The organism is Actinomadura sp. 3N407 (genome assembly GCF_052245875.1).
Lineage (GTDB): Bacteria > Actinomycetota > Actinomycetes > Streptosporangiales > Streptosporangiaceae > Spirillospora.
This window is the reverse complement of the sequence record NZ_JBQQBP010000010.1, coordinates 353,476-370,359: the sequence shown is the minus strand read 5'-3', so window position 1 is coordinate 370,359 and position 16,884 is coordinate 353,476. Positions and strand designations below refer to the sequence as shown.

The 16,884-nt window shown below is 71.2% G+C and carries 18 protein-coding genes; 9 read left to right on the top strand and 9 right to left on the bottom strand.

What is annotated here, in order from left to right; all coding sequences use genetic code 11:
- The 4 genes from ACTWPP_RS26120 to ychF all read right to left on the bottom strand — a co-directional run.
- On the bottom strand, positions 1-854 hold an 854-nt coding region (locus ACTWPP_RS26120), incomplete at its 3' end, for a TcpE family conjugal transfer membrane protein (protein ID WP_443106987.1).
- A 56-nt stretch (positions 855-910) separates the two neighbouring features.
- Entirely contained in the window at positions 911-1,195 is a 285-nt protein-coding gene (locus ACTWPP_RS26115) for a hypothetical protein (protein ID WP_443106986.1), read from the bottom strand.
- A 62-nt stretch (positions 1,196-1,257) separates the two neighbouring features.
- Positions 1,258-2,229 (bottom strand): conjugal transfer protein, encoded by a 972-nt coding sequence (locus tag ACTWPP_RS26110; protein ID WP_443106985.1) that lies wholly within the window; start codon positions 2,227-2,229, stop codon positions 1,258-1,260.
- A 544-nt stretch (positions 2,230-2,773) separates the two neighbouring features.
- A complete protein-coding gene (gene ychF, locus ACTWPP_RS26105; protein ID WP_443106984.1) occupies positions 2,774-3,865 on the bottom strand; it encodes a redox-regulated ATPase YchF in 1,092 nt (363 codons plus the stop codon).
- Between the two features lie 154 nt (positions 3,866-4,019).
- On the opposite strand from ychF, the gene rmuC reads away from it, so the two are divergent.
- Both rmuC and ACTWPP_RS26095 read left to right on the top strand, forming a co-directional pair.
- On the top strand, positions 4,020-5,393 hold the full coding sequence (gene rmuC / locus ACTWPP_RS26100; protein ID WP_443106983.1) for a DNA recombination protein RmuC: 1,374 nt from the start codon (positions 4,020-4,022) through the stop codon (positions 5,391-5,393).
- A 56-nt stretch (positions 5,394-5,449) separates the two neighbouring features.
- On the top strand, positions 5,450-6,001 hold the full coding sequence (locus ACTWPP_RS26095; protein ID WP_443106982.1) for a DUF6542 domain-containing protein: 552 nt from the start codon (positions 5,450-5,452) through the stop codon (positions 5,999-6,001).
- A gap of 37 nt (positions 6,002-6,038) precedes the next feature.
- Here the strand turns inward: ACTWPP_RS26095 and ACTWPP_RS26090 are convergent, their stop codons facing one another.
- Positions 6,039-7,004: a 4-hydroxy-3-methylbut-2-enyl diphosphate reductase gene (locus ACTWPP_RS26090; protein ID WP_443106981.1), complete on the bottom strand. Its 966-nt coding sequence runs from the start codon at positions 7,002-7,004 to the stop codon at positions 6,039-6,041.
- A gap of 184 nt (positions 7,005-7,188) precedes the next feature.
- On the opposite strand from ACTWPP_RS26090, the gene ACTWPP_RS26085 reads away from it, so the two are divergent.
- Entirely contained in the window at positions 7,189-8,157 is a 969-nt protein-coding gene (locus ACTWPP_RS26085) for a hypothetical protein (protein WP_443106980.1), read from the top strand.
- Positions 8,158-8,233: 76 nt separating this feature from the next.
- On the opposite strand, the gene ACTWPP_RS26080 is transcribed toward ACTWPP_RS26085, so the two are convergent.
- Positions 8,234-8,674, bottom strand: a complete 441-nt coding sequence (locus ACTWPP_RS26080; protein ID WP_443106979.1) for a MarR family winged helix-turn-helix transcriptional regulator — start codon at positions 8,672-8,674, stop codon at positions 8,234-8,236.
- 103 nt (positions 8,675-8,777) lie between these two features.
- On the opposite strand from ACTWPP_RS26080, the gene xseA reads away from it, so the two are divergent.
- Complete coding sequence (gene xseA / locus ACTWPP_RS26075; RefSeq protein ID WP_443106978.1) at positions 8,778-10,037, top strand: exodeoxyribonuclease VII large subunit; 1,260 nt, start codon at positions 8,778-8,780, stop codon at positions 10,035-10,037.
- Positions 10,038-10,089: 52 nt separating this feature from the next.
- The gene (locus tag ACTWPP_RS26070) at positions 10,090-10,326 is read left to right on the top strand and encodes an exodeoxyribonuclease VII small subunit (protein ID WP_443106977.1); all 237 of its coding nucleotides are present in this window, start codon (positions 10,090-10,092) and stop codon (positions 10,324-10,326) included.
- A 6-nt stretch (positions 10,327-10,332) separates the two neighbouring features.
- Here the strand turns inward: ACTWPP_RS26070 and ACTWPP_RS26065 are convergent, their stop codons facing one another.
- Positions 10,333-11,097, bottom strand: a complete 765-nt coding sequence (locus ACTWPP_RS26065) for a DUF4245 domain-containing protein (protein WP_443106976.1) — start codon at positions 11,095-11,097, stop codon at positions 10,333-10,335.
- Between the two features lie 20 nt (positions 11,098-11,117).
- Positions 11,118-11,783, bottom strand: a complete 666-nt coding sequence (locus ACTWPP_RS26060) for a TetR/AcrR family transcriptional regulator (protein ID WP_443106975.1) — start codon at positions 11,781-11,783, stop codon at positions 11,118-11,120.
- A 263-nt stretch (positions 11,784-12,046) separates the two neighbouring features.
- Here ACTWPP_RS26060 and glpX point away from each other — a divergent pair, with 263 nt between their 5' ends.
- Positions 12,047-13,081 (top strand): class II fructose-bisphosphatase, encoded by a 1,035-nt coding sequence (gene glpX / locus ACTWPP_RS26055; RefSeq protein ID WP_443106974.1) that lies wholly within the window; start codon positions 12,047-12,049, stop codon positions 13,079-13,081.
- Positions 13,082-13,091: 10 nt separating this feature from the next.
- Here glpX and ACTWPP_RS26050 read toward each other — a convergent pair whose 3' ends face one another.
- On the bottom strand, positions 13,092-13,712 hold the full coding sequence (locus ACTWPP_RS26050) for a DUF1707 SHOCT-like domain-containing protein (protein WP_443106973.1): 621 nt from the start codon (positions 13,710-13,712) through the stop codon (positions 13,092-13,094).
- Positions 13,713-13,796: 84 nt separating this feature from the next.
- On the opposite strand from ACTWPP_RS26050, the gene ACTWPP_RS26045 reads away from it, so the two are divergent.
- The 3 genes from ACTWPP_RS26045 (at position 13,797) to ACTWPP_RS26035 (ending at position 16,857) form a co-directional block, all read left to right on the top strand.
- Complete coding sequence (locus ACTWPP_RS26045) at positions 13,797-14,753, top strand: ABC transporter ATP-binding protein (protein WP_443106972.1); 957 nt, start codon at positions 13,797-13,799, stop codon at positions 14,751-14,753.
- Positions 14,750-15,547 (top strand): ABC transporter permease, encoded by a 798-nt coding sequence (locus tag ACTWPP_RS26040; RefSeq protein WP_443106971.1) that lies wholly within the window; start codon positions 14,750-14,752, stop codon positions 15,545-15,547. Before ACTWPP_RS26045 ends, ACTWPP_RS26040 begins: the two co-directional genes overlap by 4 nt.
- Positions 15,548-15,627: 80 nt before the next feature.
- A complete protein-coding gene (locus ACTWPP_RS26035) occupies positions 15,628-16,857 on the top strand; it encodes an MFS transporter (RefSeq protein WP_443106970.1) in 1,230 nt (409 codons plus the stop codon).
- Positions 16,858-16,884: the final 27 nt, after the last annotated feature.

Sequence of the window (16,884 nt, the reverse complement as noted above, 5' to 3'; positions counted from 1 at the left end):
GGGTGCTGCCGGATCTGGGGGGCGGGGGTGCCGTTCGCGATCTCTTCCGCGGCTCTGCGGACGTCGGCGCGGGGCTGCTGGGGGACGTCGGGGCGGGTGGCCGGCGGAGTGGCCTGCCAGAACTCGGCGGGGGCGCCGGGGCGGCGGACGCCGGAGGCCAGGGCGCGCTTGCCGGAGGCGGGGGCGGACGGCGGGGCCTCCAGCCGCGGGGTCGCCGGGGGGCGTTCGAGTTCGGCGGGGACGGGCTGGACGTCGTCCTCGTGGGAGATGTCGCGTGCCGTGCGGCGCCAAGGTTTGGGCGGTGCGGCCGGGCTCTCCGGGACGTCGCGCTGGGCGGCGTACTCGACCAGGGACGGGGGCGCGGGGGCGATGGCCGGGCGCGCGAGCATGGCCGGGGTGGGCATGGCTTCCGGCTGGGCGGCGGCCTTGCGCTTGCGGCGGGACTTGATCGCGGCGCGTTCCGCGGCGGCGACGGGGGCGGGGGCCTCGGCGCGGCGCCAGACGCGGGCGACGATGACGACCTCGCGGGGTTCCCGGATCGGGGTGAGACGGCACCAGGTGCGGGGCTCGGCGAGGTAGCGGCCCTGGGAGAGCAGCAGTTCGGTGAGCCTCTTGCCCTCGATGACGGGACGGGTGGCGAGCCAGGTCAGCACGCCCGGCGGGACGATGTACAGGACGTGCCAGGGGGATTCGAAGGGGATGCCGAAGAGCCTGAGCAGCAGGATCCAGGGCACGAACACGCCGAGGAACACGCCGATCTGGACGAGCGGCAGCGGCATGGGCAGCCGCAGGTCGTACAGCTTGTACAGCCGCTTCTCGATGCGCCAGATGTTCGTGTACGTGGGTAGATCCAAGCCCCTACTCCCCTAACTGCGCGAGCACGGGTCCGTCCGCCGACCTCCGTCCGGGGTCAGGAGACGTCCACGCCGAGGGCCGTGGCTATCGCCTTGGCCGTGGTCTCGATGATGTTGGGCACGTAGAAGACCACTCCGATTCCGATCGCCAGCACGATGAACTGGACGAAACGCGTGATTTCACGGGTGAACAGGAAGAAGATCGCCACAATGGAGACGATCACGAGGAAAAGCGGACCGAATATCTGCCGCAGCCAGTCGGCGAGCTGATCGGTCTTGAGTTCGTCATCGGGCGCCGCAAGGATTTCGTAGGGAATAGACGCCAAGATGTGGTGCAGCATCGACGACTACCTTCCTTGGTCGGCGGATTCGCTGGGGGTCGATTCGTTCAAGCCGCGGCCTCTCATGATGCGTTCGGTCGGATGGTGCCGCGAATGTCGCGGACGAGCCACTTGTTGCCCTTCTTCACCATCGCGAGCTGGTAGGTCTGCTCCAGCTCACCGCCGCCGCCCGCGGCGGGCTGCCAGACGACGGTCGCGGTGACGGTGCGCTCGCCCGGGGATCCCTTCGGCGCGACGACCTCCTTGACCTGCACGAAGGTCACGGAGTTGGCCAGGCCGACGATGGTCGCCCCGTCGGAGAAGCGCGACAGGGCCTCCTGGTTGCCGGTCGCGTACTCCTGGAAGAAGGTTCCGAGGAAGGGCTGAAGCTCGCTTTCGAGTGCGGTGTCGCGGTTGTCGACGTCGTCCTGGGGAAGCTGCGCCTTGGTCGGCGGGGGAAGCAGTGCGGGGCGGGCGGACACGACCAGGGAGCCGCTCTTGTCCGCGTACACGGGAACGGCGAGGCGCAGCCACTTGTCGGACGTGCGGGCGAGCAGCGTCACGGTCGCGTTGTTGGCGTCGCGGGCGTCCACTCCGGCCACCTGGACGGACTGCACCTGCATCTTGCCGACGCCGTTCCAGCCGAATTGGGGGTCGGCGCCGTCGGGCAGGAAGGTCCGCAATTGGGTCTCGCGGGTGGGGGCGTTGTTCTGGTCGTAGTTCAGATAGACGTTGGCGAACTGGAGCGCGAACGCGCCGGCCGCGCTGCTGGGGAACGCGGCGCCCTTCGGAGGCTTGGCCCCGGGCGTGGTCCCCCCGGAGGTCTCGTCGGCGGTGAAGCGTTCGAACGGGGCGCGGACGCCGTTGACGAGGATGACGATGATCAGCGCCCAGAGCACGGCTCGTCCGGCCCACACCCACCAGCGCCCTCCGGCGCCGCCCCAGCGGCCGCCTCCGCGCCCGCCGTCACCGCCGCCCGAGCGTCCGCGGCGCCGGTCGCCGGCCGGCAGGTCCCACGGGTCGACGGCCGACGGGAGCGCCCTTCCGGGCGCCACCGTCTCCTCGACTACGGCGGTGTCACGGCCGCGTCGCACGGCCGACCTGCGAGCCATCCTGCCTCCGCTCGCGCCTCGCCCCCGGTCGGCGCGGTCATGTGTCCCTGGTCATGTTGCCGGTGGCCATTTCTGAACCCACCTCGGGCCCAGCGTAACCACGAGCGTCAATTGTTCCAGCGCATCCCAGCGAAGCACAGCCCCGGCGCGCGGTTGTGGATAATGCAATCCACCTCAGCAGGAACGGGGAAGATTGCCAAACGGTGACGATCCCCTATCCAAGGCTCCGAACAGTGCGCAGGTCCAGGTTCCGGACAAGCGGCGCGAGTCAGGAGTTGCTTGGTTACCGGGTGACGGTGACGACCGCAATCTGTTCCCGAAAGAATCCGTCACAGTGTCGGATTCGGGACATCTACCGACAGAACGCCCAGCTCAGGAGTCACTCCACCACCTTGGACACCCCCTGTTGCCAAAATCACACAGGTCACGGCGCTGTTCAGATTCCCGAAAGGGCCGGACGCCCGGCACCGCCCGCCCCCAGGCGCCATCAGACGTTGAAGCGGAACTCCACGACGTCGCCGTCCTGCATGACGTACTCCTTGCCCTCCATGCGGACCTTGCCGGCCGTCCGGGCGGACGCCATGGAGCCGGCGGCGGTGAGGTCGTCGAACGAGACGACCTCGGCCTTGATGAAGCCGCGCTGGAAGTCGGTGTGGATGACCCCGGCGGCCTCCGGGGCGGTGGCGCCCTCGCGGATCGTCCAGGCCCGCGCCTCCTTGGGGCCCGCCGTCAGGTACGTCTGCAGGCCGAGGGTCGCGAACCCGATCCGGACGAGCTGCGACAGCCCCGACTCCTCCTGCCCCATGCCCTGGAGCAGCTCGAGCGCCTCGTCGTCCGGCAGCTCGATCAGCTCGGCCTCGATCTTGGCGTCGAGGAAGATCGCCTCGGCGGGGGCGACGAGGTCGCGCAGCCGCGCGCGCATCGCCTCGTCGGTCAGCTCGCCCTCGTCGAGGTTGAAGACGTAGAGGAACGGCTTGGCGGTCAGCAGGTGCAGGTCGCGCAGGAGCGCCAGGTCGATCCCGGCCTTCTCGGCGCCCGCGAAGAGCGTGCCGCCGTCGTCCAGGAGCTTCTGCGCGGCGTTCACGGCGTCGACGACGGCGAGCTTTTCCTTGTCCTTCTTGGTGCGGGCCTCCTTGTCGAGACGCGGCAGCGCCTTCTCGATCGTCTGGAGGTCGGCCAGGATCAGCTCGGTGTTGATCGTCTCGATGTCGCGGGCCGGGGCCACGTCGCCGTCCACATGCGTGACGTCGGCGTCCTCGAACGCCCGGATGACCTGGCAGATCGCGCTGCTCTCCCGGATGTTGGCGAGGAACTTGTTGCCGAGGCCCTGGCCCTCGGACGCGCCCTTGACGATGCCGGCGATGTCGACGAACTCCATCGTCGCGGGGATGATCTTCTGCGAGCCGAAGATCTCCGCCAGCACGGCCAGTCGCGGGTCGGGCACCCCGACCACGCCGACATTGGGCTCGATGGTCGCGAACGGGTAGTTGGCGGCCAGTGCGTCGTTCTTGGTCAGCGCGTTGAACAGAGTGGACTTGCCGACGTTGGGCAGCCCGACGATTCCGATGGAGAGGCTCACGGCCGCCAAGTTTATGGCCGCCGGCGGACCCCTCGGGCTGCCCGGATGGTCCGTCGGGCCGCGGACTGGCGGACACTGGGCCGAATGTCCGGTCCTGTGGGGCGTTCCGGCGCGTCGAGGTCGCTGTTCGGCGCCGCGCTGTCACGATGAACGGATGGACCTCGCGCTGTTCGCCGGCCTCCTCGTCGGAGCCGTGTTCGGCGCCGTCGCCGGCTACGCGCTGGCGACGAGCCGGCAGGGCGCGCTGATCGCGCGGGCGAGGGCGGCCGAGGAGAAGCTCGCCTACGCCGAGGAGCGGATGGCCGAGCATTTCGAGAGCCTGTCCGCGAAGGCGCTGGACGCCAGCAACCAGCGTTTCCTCGAACTGGCGGACGCCCGGCTCAAGGCGGCCGGGGTCGAGGCGGCGGGCGAGCTGCAGCGGCGGCAGCAGGCCGTCGAGCATCTGGTCGCGCCGCTCAAGGAGACGCTCGCCAAGGTGGAGGAGCAGCTCCGGGAGGTCGAGACGGGCCGCCGGGAGTCGCACGCGATGCTCGCCAAACAGGTCGACTTCGTCCGGCAGAGCTCCGACCAGCTGCGCCGCGAGACGCAGTCGCTCGTCCGGGCGCTGCAGCGGCCCGAGGCGCGGGGGCGGTGGGGGGAACTCCAGCTCCGCCGCGTCGTGGAGCTGGCCGGGATGGCGCACCACTGCGACTTCGACGAGCAGGCCAGTTCGTTCACGGTCGACGGCACCGTCCGTCCCGACATGGTGGTGCGGCTGGCCGGCGGCAAGAACATCGTGGTCGACTCCAAGGTGTCCCTGGCCGCGTACCTGCAGGCCGCGGAGAGCGGCGATCCGGTACGGCTGGACGCGCACGCCCGCCATCTGCGCGACCACGTCGAGCGTCTGGCCGCGAAGTCGTACTGGCAGGCGTTCAGTCCCGCACCGGAGTTCGTCGTGCTGTTCATCCCGGGCGAGGCGTTCCTGGCACCCGCCCTGGACCGCGATCCCGGCCTGCTGGAGTACGCGATGCGCCGCCGGGTGCACATCGCCACGCCCACGACCCTCATCACGATGCTCCGGACGGCGTCGTACGCGTGGCAGCAGGCCGCCCTCTCACGCAACGCCCGCGCGGTCTTCGAGCTGGGCAGGGAACTGTACGAACGGCTGGGCACGATGGGCCAGCACGTCGACGAACTGGGCCGCGCGCTGACCGGCGCCATCAAGTCCTACAACCGGACGGTCGGCTCGCTGGAAACACGCGTGCTGGTCAGTGCGCGCAAGCTGAACGAACTGGGCGTGGTCGACGACGATCTGGACGGCCCCCGCCCGGTCGAAGAAGGCCCCCGTTCGCTCTCTGCGGCGGAGCTGACCGGACACGACGAACCCTTCGGCGCCCCTCTGGACGACCGCCATGTCCCCCTGGAGGACGACCACAACCCCGATGAGGAAAGGTCTCAGCCTGACTCAGCCGTGGAACCGGTAGGTTTCGGCGGACGGGCCATCCCCGAGCAGATTGACCGGCTCGATCGGCGAAAGAGGTGGCCATGAGTTCATCGTCGGTACGCGACGCGCCGAGCGGGGCGTCGCCGGCCTCTGGGGGTCCAGTGCGACGTCGGCGCGGTACCACCCCGCGATCGCACTCGGCCGCCTCGCCGGCGGGCCCGATCACCCTCACCGGACGCGGCGGCATCGTGGTCATGTTCGGCGCCGGGGTGGTGTGCGGGCTGCTGTCGCGCTGGCTCGGCGTGCCGCTGCTCGCCGGCGCCGGGTTCGCGATCGGCTGCGCGCTCGCCGCGTTCGCGACCCGTCCCGCCGACCTGCTCACGCTCGTCGTCAGCCCGCCGCTGGTGTTCTTCGCGGCGACGTTCGCGGTCGAGTTCGCCACGACGCTCGGCAACGGGTCGCTGGTGCGCGGTATCACCGTCGGCGTCCTGAGCACGCTCGCGTCGACCGCGCCGTGGCTGTTCTTCGGCACGCTGCTGGTGGTGGGGATCTGCCTGGCCCGCGGGCTGATGACGAACGTCAGGGAGCTGCGGGACAAGCTCGCCGGGGTCCGTCTCTTCGAGAAGGAGGAGAACGAGAACCCCGTCCGGTGGGACGAGTCCCCCACCACGACGCAGGAGCGCCGCCGCCTCCACCACGGCGATGTGGACTGACGTCCACCGATGCGGACCGCCGATGTGGGCTGACGTCCTACACCGGGGTGATCCGGAGGTCCTTGCGGAGTTCCTTCGGAAGCGAGAAGCGCATGTGCTCCTCGACGGACTCGATCTCCTCCGCCTCGCCGAAGCCCCGCTCCGACAGCCAGGCCAGGACGCCGTGGACCAGCTCGTCCGGGACGGACGCGCCGCTGGTGACGCCGACCGTGGTGACGCCCTCCAGCCACGCCGGGTCGATCTGTTCGGCGTAGTCGACGAGGTGGGCGTCGTCGGCGCCGTGCTCTTTGGCCACCTCGACCAGGCGGACGGAGTTGGAGGAGTTCGTGGAGCCGACCACGATGACGAGCTGGGACTGCGCGGCCATGTCCTTCACCGCGGTCTGCCGGTTCTGGGTGGCGTAGCAGATGTCGTCGGACGGCGGGTCCATCAACTTGGGGAACCGCTCGCGGAGCTTCTCGACGGTCGCGATGGTCTCGTCCACCGACAGCGTGGTCTGGGACAGCCACGCCACCTTCTCGGGGTCGCGGACGGTGACGTTGGCGACGTCGCCGGGGCCGTCCACGAGGTGGATGTGGTCGGGGGCCTCACCGGTGGTGCCGATGACCTCCTCGTGGCCCTCGTGACCGATCAGGAGGATGTCGTAGTCGTCGGCGGCGAACCGCACGGCCTCCTTGTGGACCTTGGTGACCAGCGGGCACGTCGCGTCGATGGTGCGCAGGTCCAGGCCCTTGGCCTCCTCGTGCACGGAGGGTGCGACACCGTGCGCGGAGAACACGACGATCGCGCCCTCGGGGACCTCCTCGGTCTCGTCCACGAAGATCGCGCCGCGTTCCTCCAGCGTCTTGACGACGTGGACGTTGTGGACGATCTGCTTGCGGACGTAGATCGGGGCCCCGTACTTCTCCAGGGCGATCTCGACCGTCTCCACGGCGCGGTCGACGCCCGCGCAGTAACCACGCGGCTTGGCGAGCAGGACACGGCGCTGGCTGTTGGCGGTCATGCCCCTATCGTACGAGTGACCGCGCGGGCACCGTGCAGGCGTGTGACCCACCGCACGCTTCTTTTGGACAGAATTCCATTAACCCGAGGTGACCGCACTCGCACCATGGGGCAGAGTGAAGTTCGACGAGACGAAGCCGCATGACCCTATCCGGTGATCAGGACGGCAAGGAAGAGGAAAGACGATGACGAGATCGCCGCGCCGCCTCAAGCAGCAGGTCCAGGACACGGTGGGCGAACAGGTCCGCGACCTCCCGCTGCACGCCGTCCGGCTGGCCATGTTCGGTGTCGGCCGGGCGCTGCTGCTCGGTGACAGGGTGACCCGGGACTACAAGGAGATCACCGAGGGCGGCGGCGTGAAGCCGGTGCTCGGACGGCTGCGCGACGACGTCCAGAACACCGCCGAGAAGGTGGTCGGCCGGGTGACCGACCGCGCCCGCGGCGAGGAGCCCGAGCCGGGGGCGGCCCGCCGGGCCGAGCCGGGGCGGCCGGAACGTGCGGAGACGGCGGCCGCGCGGAAGGCCGGCGAGGAGATCGCGATCGGCAAGCCGGGGGCCGGGACGAGGCACGCGCCCAAGCACACCCGCCCGGGGCCCCCGCCGAAGCCGCCGAAGCCCACCGCGCCGGGCAAGCACCGGGCGGAGCCGGGCGTCCCCGCCGACGCGGCGGGCGCCGCCGACAAGACCGACCCGGCGGACAAGGCCGGTCCCTTCGCCGAGCCCGCGCCGAAGCCCACGCCGAGCGAGCCGAAGCCGGAGCCCGCGCCGCAGGCCGAGCCGGCGCCGCGCCCGGAGGCCGCCGAGCCCGTGAAGCCCGAGCCCGCGGACAAGCCCAAGGACAAGCCGAAGGCGAAGGACCAGCCGAAGGCCAAGGACCAGCCCGAGGCGGAGGAGCCGAAGGCCAAGGACGATGCGGCGTTCGAGCCGAAGCCGGAGTCCAAGCCCGCCGCGCCCGCCGAGGCCGAGCACCTCGCGGAGAAGCTGCCCGTCCCGGACTACGACAACGCCACGCTGCCGCAGCTGCGGGCACGCCTGCGCGGCCTGACCGTCGATCAGGTGAAGCTGCTGCGCGAGTACGAGCGCAAGCACGCCGCCCGTGAGGACGTCATCCGCATGTACGAGCGCCGCATCGCGAAGCTCAACGGCCTCCACTGAGCACAACGGAGCGCAACGACCTGAGAAGGGCCCCCGGGGGCCCTTCTCATGCGTGGACGACTCCCCCTCACGGGGTTCACGGCTTGCCGAAGAGCTTGCCGAGGGCGGGCAGCGCCTCGGCGACCGCCGCACGCTCCTCGTCCGTCAGGTGCGCGAGCCGTTCCGCGAGGAAGCCGATCCTGCGTTCGCGCCCCTCGGCCAGCCGGTCGCGTCCCGTCCGGGTGAGCCCGGCGGTGACGACGCGGGCGTCGGCGCCGTCCCGGCCGCGCGTGATGAGCCCGTCGCGTTCGAGCCGGTTGATCTGGGCGGTCATGGTCGGGAGACGGACGCCGTGCTCGGCGGCCAGCTCCGTCATCCGGCGCGGGCCGTTCTCCAGGGACCCCAGCACGGACAGCTGCTGGCTGGTGATCGGCTGGTCGGCGCCGGCCCGGCGCAGCATCAGCACGACGTCGCGGAGACGCTGATTGAGCCGCTCGGCAAGTTCGCGGTCGGACACGGTCACGGTCTCATTGAACACTTTTTCATCCTCGGTAACCCGCAACAAGTGACGACCTTGGTGATAGGCCGGATGAAGAGTGTCCGCTCCTCCGGAGTCATGGACATCACCGTAGGCTGCCCGCATGGCTATGGAGACCTCGGCCGAATCGCCCGTCCCGGTGCGGACGGTCCTGCAGGCCGTCAGCGGCTGGATCGGCAAACTCGGCCGCATCTGGGTCGAGGGCCAGATCACCGACCTCAACGCCCGCGGCGGGACGGTCTACCTGACGCTGCGCGATCCCGTGGCGAACATGTCGGTGCGGGTCGTCGGCCCCCGCGCGGTGTTCGAGGCCGCCGGGCTGACCCCCGGTGGGGGGACGACCCCCCACACCCCCCGGAACGGACCGGTGGTGACCGACGGCGCCCGCGTCGTCGTCCACGCCAAGCCCGACTTCTGGATCAACCGGGGGACGTTCTCGCTCAGCGCCCTGGAGGTCAGGCCGGTCGGCGTCGGTGAGCTGCTGGCCAGGCTGGAGCGGCTCAAGCGGGTCCTGGCCGCCGAGGGGCTGTTCCGGCCCGAGCGCAAGCGCCCGCTGCCGTTCCTGCCCGGCAGGATCGGGCTGATCTGCGGGCGCGACTCCGACGCCGAGCACGACGTCCTGGAGAACGCGCGGCGGCGGTGGCCGGCGGTGGCGTTCCGGGTGGAGAACACCGCGGTGCAGGGCTCGTACGCGGTCGGCGAGGTGATGGAGGCGCTGCGGACGCTGGACGCCGATCCCGAGATCGACGTGATCGTCATCGCGCGGGGCGGGGGCGCGATGGAGGACCTGCTGCCGTTCTCGGACGAGACGCTGGTCCGCGCGGTCGCCGCGGCGCGCACCCCGGTGGTCAGCGCGATCGGGCACGAGCAGGACTCGCCGATCCTGGACCTGGTCGCGGACGTGCGGGCGTCCACCCCGACCGACGCGGCGAAGAAGGCCGTCCCGGACGTGCGCGAGCAGCTTCAGCTCGTCCGGCAGCTGCGCGACCGGGGGCGGCGCTGCCTGGCGGGCGGCGTGGAGCGGGAACTGGAATGGCTGAGGGCGATCCGGTCGAGGCCGGCGCTGGCCGACCCGGTGCGGGAGGTCGAGCGGCAGTCCGAGCGGGTGCTGGCACTGCGCGACCGGGCGCGGCGCTGCCTGTCCGGCGCCCTGGACCGGGCCGGGGACGAGTTGTCGCACACCCGCGCCCGGCTGCTGGCCCTCTCGCCCGCCGCGACGCTGGAGCGCGGGTACGCGATCGTCCAGCGGGAGGACGCGTCGGTCGTGCGGGAGTCCGCGGCGGTCAAGGACGGTGAGCGGCTCCATGTGCGGCTGGCCGACGGCCGGCTCGGCGTGACGGTCTCCGACCGCGAGGGGTCGTGAACGCCTTCCGGGGGTATGGGGGGTGTCCCCCGAGGATGAAAGAGTGGGGCGAATGGCGGACGAGAAGGGGACGGCGGACAAGCCGTCGTACGAGCAGGCACGGGACGAGCTGGCCGATGTCGTCAAGCGGCTGGAGGCCGGCGGTCTGACGCTGGAGGAGTCGCTCGCGCTGTGGGAGCGGGGCGAGAAGCTCGCCGCGATCTGCGAGGAGTGGCTGGAGGGCGCGCGGGCGAGGCTGGCGGCGGCGATGGCCCAGCCCGGGGAGGGCGAGGCCGGGGCACCGTTCTGAGCTTCGTCAGGAACGCGGCGTGGCCGCCGGCGAGGGGACGAGGGGCGTGTCCTTCTCGGTCTGCGGCCTGAGCGAGCCCGCCAGGATCGCGAGTTCCCCGTAGGTCGCCGTGCCGGTCACGACCAGGGTCGGCCCGTCCGGCAGGGTGCGGGCGAGGGAGTTCGCGTGCTTGTCCTTGCGGTGGTACTTGGTCCAGGTCTCGCCGTTCACCTGCATCGTGCCGGTCGGTTTGCTGCTGTTGGCCATGCGCGGGACGTACTCGGACGCCTTCTCGTTGCTCTGCTCCAGCGCCGCGTACTCGTCGCTGGGCGTCACGAACCCGAGGTGCCAGGCGACGGGCTCGTCGCCGGCTTCGCCGAGGCCGTGCAGCCGGGAGCTGGTGGGACGCCAGGTCGCCGGGAGCCCCTCGGGGGCGTACGCGGTGTAGGGCGCGTCGTTGGTCATCGCCCACAGCTGCGAGCTGTAGTCGACGGTCGGCAGGATCTCCTCGTCGCTGCGGGGGGTGACGACGTAGATCGCCAGGACGAGCAGCAGGCACGCGCCCATCGCCAGTGCGAATCCGCCGAGCCCCGTGGTCAGCCGCTTGTGGACGGCGGGGCTCACCTGCACGACGGGCCGCCCGGCGGGCGCGCCCCCCTCACGAGGCGCGTCCTGCTCGCGGGACGCGTCGGACGCGTCCTGCTCGCGCGGGGCGTCCTGCTCGCGCGGGGCGTCGTCTCCGCGCGGAGCGTCCTCGGCTTCCGGGACGGAGGATGGGGTCTTGTCGGTCACCCCTCCAGGATCCCGCACGGTCAGCGCTGCTCGGTACGGGGGTTCCTGATCGTGCCGACGATGCCCATGATCTCGTCGGCGAGCTTGCGGGCGGCGTCCTCGTCGTCCATCAGCGAGATCTCCGACACCGCGCCCGCCATCGCGCCGGTCAGCACCATGACCAGGGCCTCGTCCACGCCCCCGTCGGCGGTGTGGAACAGGGCGGCGTTGCGGCGCGCCCACTTGTTGAGCCGCTGCCGCATGACGCGGTCGAAGCCGGGCGGCCCGTCGCCGGAGATGAACAGCCGGGCGACGTCCCGCTCCTCCAGGCAGCCGTTGAGGTAGGCGCCCGCGCCGGCGATGAACTGCCGCATCGGGTCGGTCTCGCCCGCGTCCCGGACGGCGTTGATCGCCTCGCGGGTGCGTTCCTGCTGCCCGCCCTGGAACTCCTCGAACAGCGTCAGGTACAGGTCGGCCTTGCCGTTGAAGTGGTGGTACAGGCTGCCGACGCTGGCACCCGCCTTGGCGACGATGTCGGTCACCGCGGCCTGGGCGAAGCCCGACTCACAGAAGACGTCCCTCGCCGCTGCCAGGAGGGCGCCGCGCGTGGCGGCCCCGCGGTCGGAGGTCCTCGCGGGGACGTCGGCGGACCGCGCGTCCCCGTTCTGTGTCACCCCGCCGGACGGGACGTCGATGTGGCTGCTCATGACGCCTGAGATTACGCCCTCTCTCATAGGGAAACGATCCCTTGCCCGTGGGACCGTCAAATCCGGTCCCCACGCGGCACATGTTCACCGGCCGGTACGACCCGCGGCCCGGTTGGTCTGGTCCAATTTGTGGCAGGGCGTCCGGTCCACGGAGAATCCGAGTCACTACCGAACACTTTTCGTCCTCGGTGGCCCGCACCAGGTGACGGCCTTGGCGGCGGGCCGGATGGGAAGTGTTCGCTGACCGAAGGGGCTGCCGCGTCATGTCCGATGAGACCACCGTTTCCTCTCCCCTCACGACCGAGCCCGAGGCCCCGGACCGCAACCTGGCGATGGAGCTGGTCCGGGTGACCGAGGCCGCCGCCATGGCCGCGGCCCGCTGGGTCGGCCGGGGCGACAAGAACGGCGCCGACGGCGCCGCGGTGAACGCGATGCGCCAGCTGATCAACACGGTGTCCATGAAGGGCGTCGTGGTGATCGGCGAGGGTGAGAAGGACCACGCGCCGATGCTGTTCAACGGCGAGGAGGTCGGTGACGGCTCCGGCGTCGAGTGCGACGTCGCCGTCGACCCGGTGGACGGGACGCGGCTGACCGCGCTCGGCATGAACAACGCGATCGCGGTGCTGTCGGTGGCGCCGCGCGGGTCGATGTTCGACCCGTCCGCCGTGTTCTACATGGAGAAGCTGGTGACGGGCCCGGAGGCGGCCGGCGTCGTCGACATCGAGCGTCCGATCGCCGACAACATCCGGGCGATCGCGCGGGCCAAGGGCTCGTCGCCCAACGACGTGACCGTCTGCATCCTGGACCGTCCGCGCCACGAGGGCATCGTCAAGGAGGTCCGCGAGGCCGGGGCCCGGATCAAGTTCATCATGGACGGCGACGTCGCCGGCGCGATCATGGCGTGCCGTCCCGGTACGGGCGTGGACCTGCTGCTCGGCATCGGCGGCACGCCGGAGGGCATCATCGCGGCCTGCGCGATCAGGGCGCTGGGCGGGGTGATCCAGGGCCGGCTGTGGCCGCAGGACGACGAGGAGCGGGAGAGGGCGGCGGGCGCCGGTCACGAGCTGGGCCGGGTGCTGACCACCGACGACCTGGTGACCTCGGACGACGTGTTCTTCGCCGCGACCGGCATCACCGACGGCGAGCTGGTCGACGGCGTCCGCTACGACAGGGACACGGCGGTCACGCATTCGCTGGTCATGCGGTCCCGCAGCGGGACGATCCGGTCGATCTCCAGCGAGCACAAGCTCGACAAGCTCCGCGCCTACAGCGCGATCAACTTCGACACGGCGGTCTAGACACGGCGGTCTAGCCGTCCTGCCTGCCGCGGGTGAGGCGGTTGCGGACGCGCGTGCGCAGCCGGAGCCGGGGCGCGCGGGCGCGCACGGAGCCGAAGATCATGGTGCCGCCGATCTCGATGGTCGGGCCCTCGGCCGCGGGACGGGCGCGCACGTCGCGCGTGGTGAGGATGGTGCGGCCGGTGACGTCCACGCGGACCCCGTCGGGGACGAGCAGGCGGATCCGGCCGCCGAGGACCAGGGAGTCGACCACGATGTGGCGGCGCTGCAGGACGGCTTCGCGCAGGTCCAGTTCGACCGTTCCGAACAGGGCGAGCAGCGGGAGTTTCACCGGGACGACCCAGCGTCCGTCGCGGCGGGTGCGGCCGAAGAAGACCGAGACCGGGCGGTCGTCCACGAGGATGGGCTGCGCCTCCTCGGGGCTGAGATCGCCGGTGAGGCCGGTGAGTTCGCCGAGGGTGCGGGCGGAGTAGGCGCGGGAGGTGCGGTCGCCGTGCTCGTCCATGGTGAGCCTGCCGTCCGCGAGCGCCTCGCCGAGCACGGAGACGACGCGTTCCCGGTCGGCGTCGGACGCGCGCAGGTCGCGCACGCGTGTCACCTTTTCGGCGGCCGGGCGATGGGGGACGTCCACACCTAGAGATTAGCCTCCGGGCGGCGCGGCGCCGCCCGGAAAACCATTGGGGTCATGTCCGGCCTTCTTCGTACTGTGAGGGTTATGACTTTGCAACGTGCCCAGGTCGAGGCCGCCAGCCAGGGCCCCGGCGCGGCGGCCGCGATCAGTCTTCGCGGCGTCGTGAAGCGCTTCGGCGACTTCACCGCCGTGGACGGGCTCGATCTCGAAGTCCCCGCGGGGGTCTGCCTGGGGCTTCTCGGCCCGAACGGCGCCGGCAAGTCGACCACGATGAAGATGCTGACCGCGCAGGCGATCGCCGACGAGGGCCGCATCCACGTGCTGGGCTTTCAGGTCCCGCGCGAGTCCAAGCGCGCGCGGGCGGTGATGGGCGTCGTCCCGCAGCAGGACAACCTCGACGAGGAGCTGACCGCCCGCGAGAACCTGGAGGTGTTCGCGCACCTGTACCGGGTGCCGCGCCGGGCACGGCGCCAGGCGGTGGACGACGCGCTGGCACTGGCGCACCTGACCGGGAAGCAGCGCACCAAGGTCGACGACCTGTCCGGCGGCATGCGGCGCCGACTGCTGATCGCGCGGGGGCTGGTGCACAGTCCGGCGCTCGTCCTGCTGGACGAGCCGACCGTCGGCCTCGACCCGCAGGTGCGGGCGGAGCTGTGGGGGCTGATCGACGCGCTGCGCGCCGGAGGCACGACCGTCCTGATGTCCACGCACTACATCGAGGAGGCCGAGCGGCTCGCCGACGACTGCGCGCTGATGTCGCACGGCCGCGTCATCGCCCGGGGCTCACCGCCGGCGCTGGTGGCCGAGTACGCGGGCGACCGGGTCGTCGAGCACTACGGGCCGCCCGACCGGCTGACGGAGGTGGAGCGGATCGCCAAGGGCGCCGGGCTGTCCACGCGCCGCACCGGGCCGTCGGTGTCGGTGCTGAAGGCGGAGACCATCCCGCCGTCCCTGGAGGACGAGCTGGGCCCGGACGGCGTGCGCCGCGCCGCCAACCTCGAAGACGTGTTCGTCGTGCTCACCGGGGAGCGTGTGGAATGACGGTGCAGGCGGAACGGGCGCCGCGGCTCAGGCGGTTCGAGTTCGCGCCGGTCAGCGGCATCTGGCGGCATGAGCTGGCCCTCTACAAGCGGTACTGGAAGTCGCAGTCGTTCGCCTCGATGGTGGAGCCGACGTTCTTCCTGCTCGCGTTCGGCTACGGGTTCGGCTCGATGATCGCGGTGGTCGGCGACTACCGGTACCTGGACTTCGTCGCGACCGGCGTCGTCGGGGTGGCGGCACTGTTCACGTCGGTGTTCCCGGGCATGTTCAACGGCTACATCAGGCGCGTGTTCCAGCACACCTACGACGCGATGCTCGCCACGCCGGTGGACGTCCACGAGCTGGTGACGGCGGAGGCGCTGTGGATCGCGGCCAAGTCGGCGGTGTACTCGTGCACGCCGCTCGTGGTGGCGCTGTTCTTCGGCCTCGACCCCTCGTGGGGGATGCTGCTCGTCCCGTTCGTGACGTTCTTCACCGCGCTCGGCTTCGGGTTGTTCGGGACGTGGACGTCGTCGGTGGTGCCGTCCATCAACTCGTTCGACTACGTGATCACGGGCGTGGTGACGCCGCTGTTCCTGATCGCCGGGACGTTCTTCCCGGTCGAGGCGCTGCCGGGCTGGGCGCAGAAGGTGTCGTACTTCAACCCGCTCTACCACTGCGTCGAGCTCGTCAGGGACGCGGTGTTCGGCCTGGACCCGCTGGCGGATCTCGGGCACCTCGGCGCCCTGATGCTCTTCGCGGCCCTGATGTGGGTCATCGCCGTCCGCGGCATGCGCAAACGCCTCATCGACTGACCGTTGACCGGGCGCGTACCCTGTCCCTACGCTGACGCGAACTTTCTTCACATTCGGCAGCTCAAAGGGGTCGGGGCCGCATGATCCAGGGCATCACCACGCGGGACCGGCAGGCCCGGTTCGCCGCCTACACGGCTTTCGCCGTCCAGGGGCTCTGCTTCGCGTCCCTGGTGACGCAGGTCCCGCAGATGCAGAAGGCCCACCACCTCAGCGACGCCACGCTGTCGCTGGTGCTGCTGATGGTCCCCCTGGTCGCCGGGGTGGGCAGCGTCGCGTCCGGTGCCCTGTTCCAGCGGTTCGGCAGCGGACCGGTGCTGCGGGTGTCGCAGCCCGCGGTCGCCGTCACGATCGCGCTGATCGGCCTCACCGGCGACAACGACATCGCCCTGTACGCCGCCGTCGCGGCGTTCGGCCTGTTCGTCGGCGCGGTGGACGCCTCCATGAACGCGCAGGCGGTCGCGGTCGAACGCCGGTACGGGGTCAGCCTGATCACCGGCTTCTACGCGGTGTGGAGCGTCGCCGGCATCCTCGGCGGCCTCTGGGCGGCCCTGTCCAACAAGATCGACCTGCCGCTGTTCGCGTGCTTCGCGATCGCCGCCGCCGTCGCGGTCGCCGCCTCCGCCGCCACCGGCCACCGCCTCTACCGCCGCGCCGAGGAGGGTGACGGGCCGACCGCCGCGGAGCTGAAGGCCGCCGGACGCAGCGTCCCCTGGCGGCCGATCCTCATCGTCGGCGCCGCGATGGCCGTCGCCTACCTCGCCGACGCGGCCATCTCCAACTACGGCGCCAAGTACCTGGACGACGAACTGTCCGGCGCCGACTGGGTCGCGCCCCTCGGCTACGTGGCGTACCAGATCGCCATGGTGATCAGCCGCGGCGTCGCCGACCTCGCCGTCCGCCGCTCGGGTCCCGTGCGGGTCGTGCGCCTCGGCGGCGCGGTCGGCATGGTCGGCATGGTCGGCGTGGTCGCCGCGCCGAACGCGCCCTTCGCCATCGCCGCGTTCGCGGTCGCCGGGCTCGGCCTCAGCGTGATCGCACCGGTCTGCTTCACCGCCGCCGGCCGCGTCGACCCGACCGGGCTGGGCGTGGCCGTGGCCCGCGTGAACATCTTCAACTACGTCGGCTTCGTGCTGGGCGCCGCCATCGTCGGCGCCATCGCACCCCTCAGCGCCGACCACGGCCTGCGCCTGGCGTTCATCGCCCCCGCCGCCCTCATCCTGGTCGTCTTCGCCACCGCCAGAGGCTTCGACCCGACCCCGGTCAAGGGCGCCCGCCCCGAGGCCCCGGCCATGGAACGTCCCGTTGCCTGACCCGTCCGGACATGCGTGAGCCCCCGG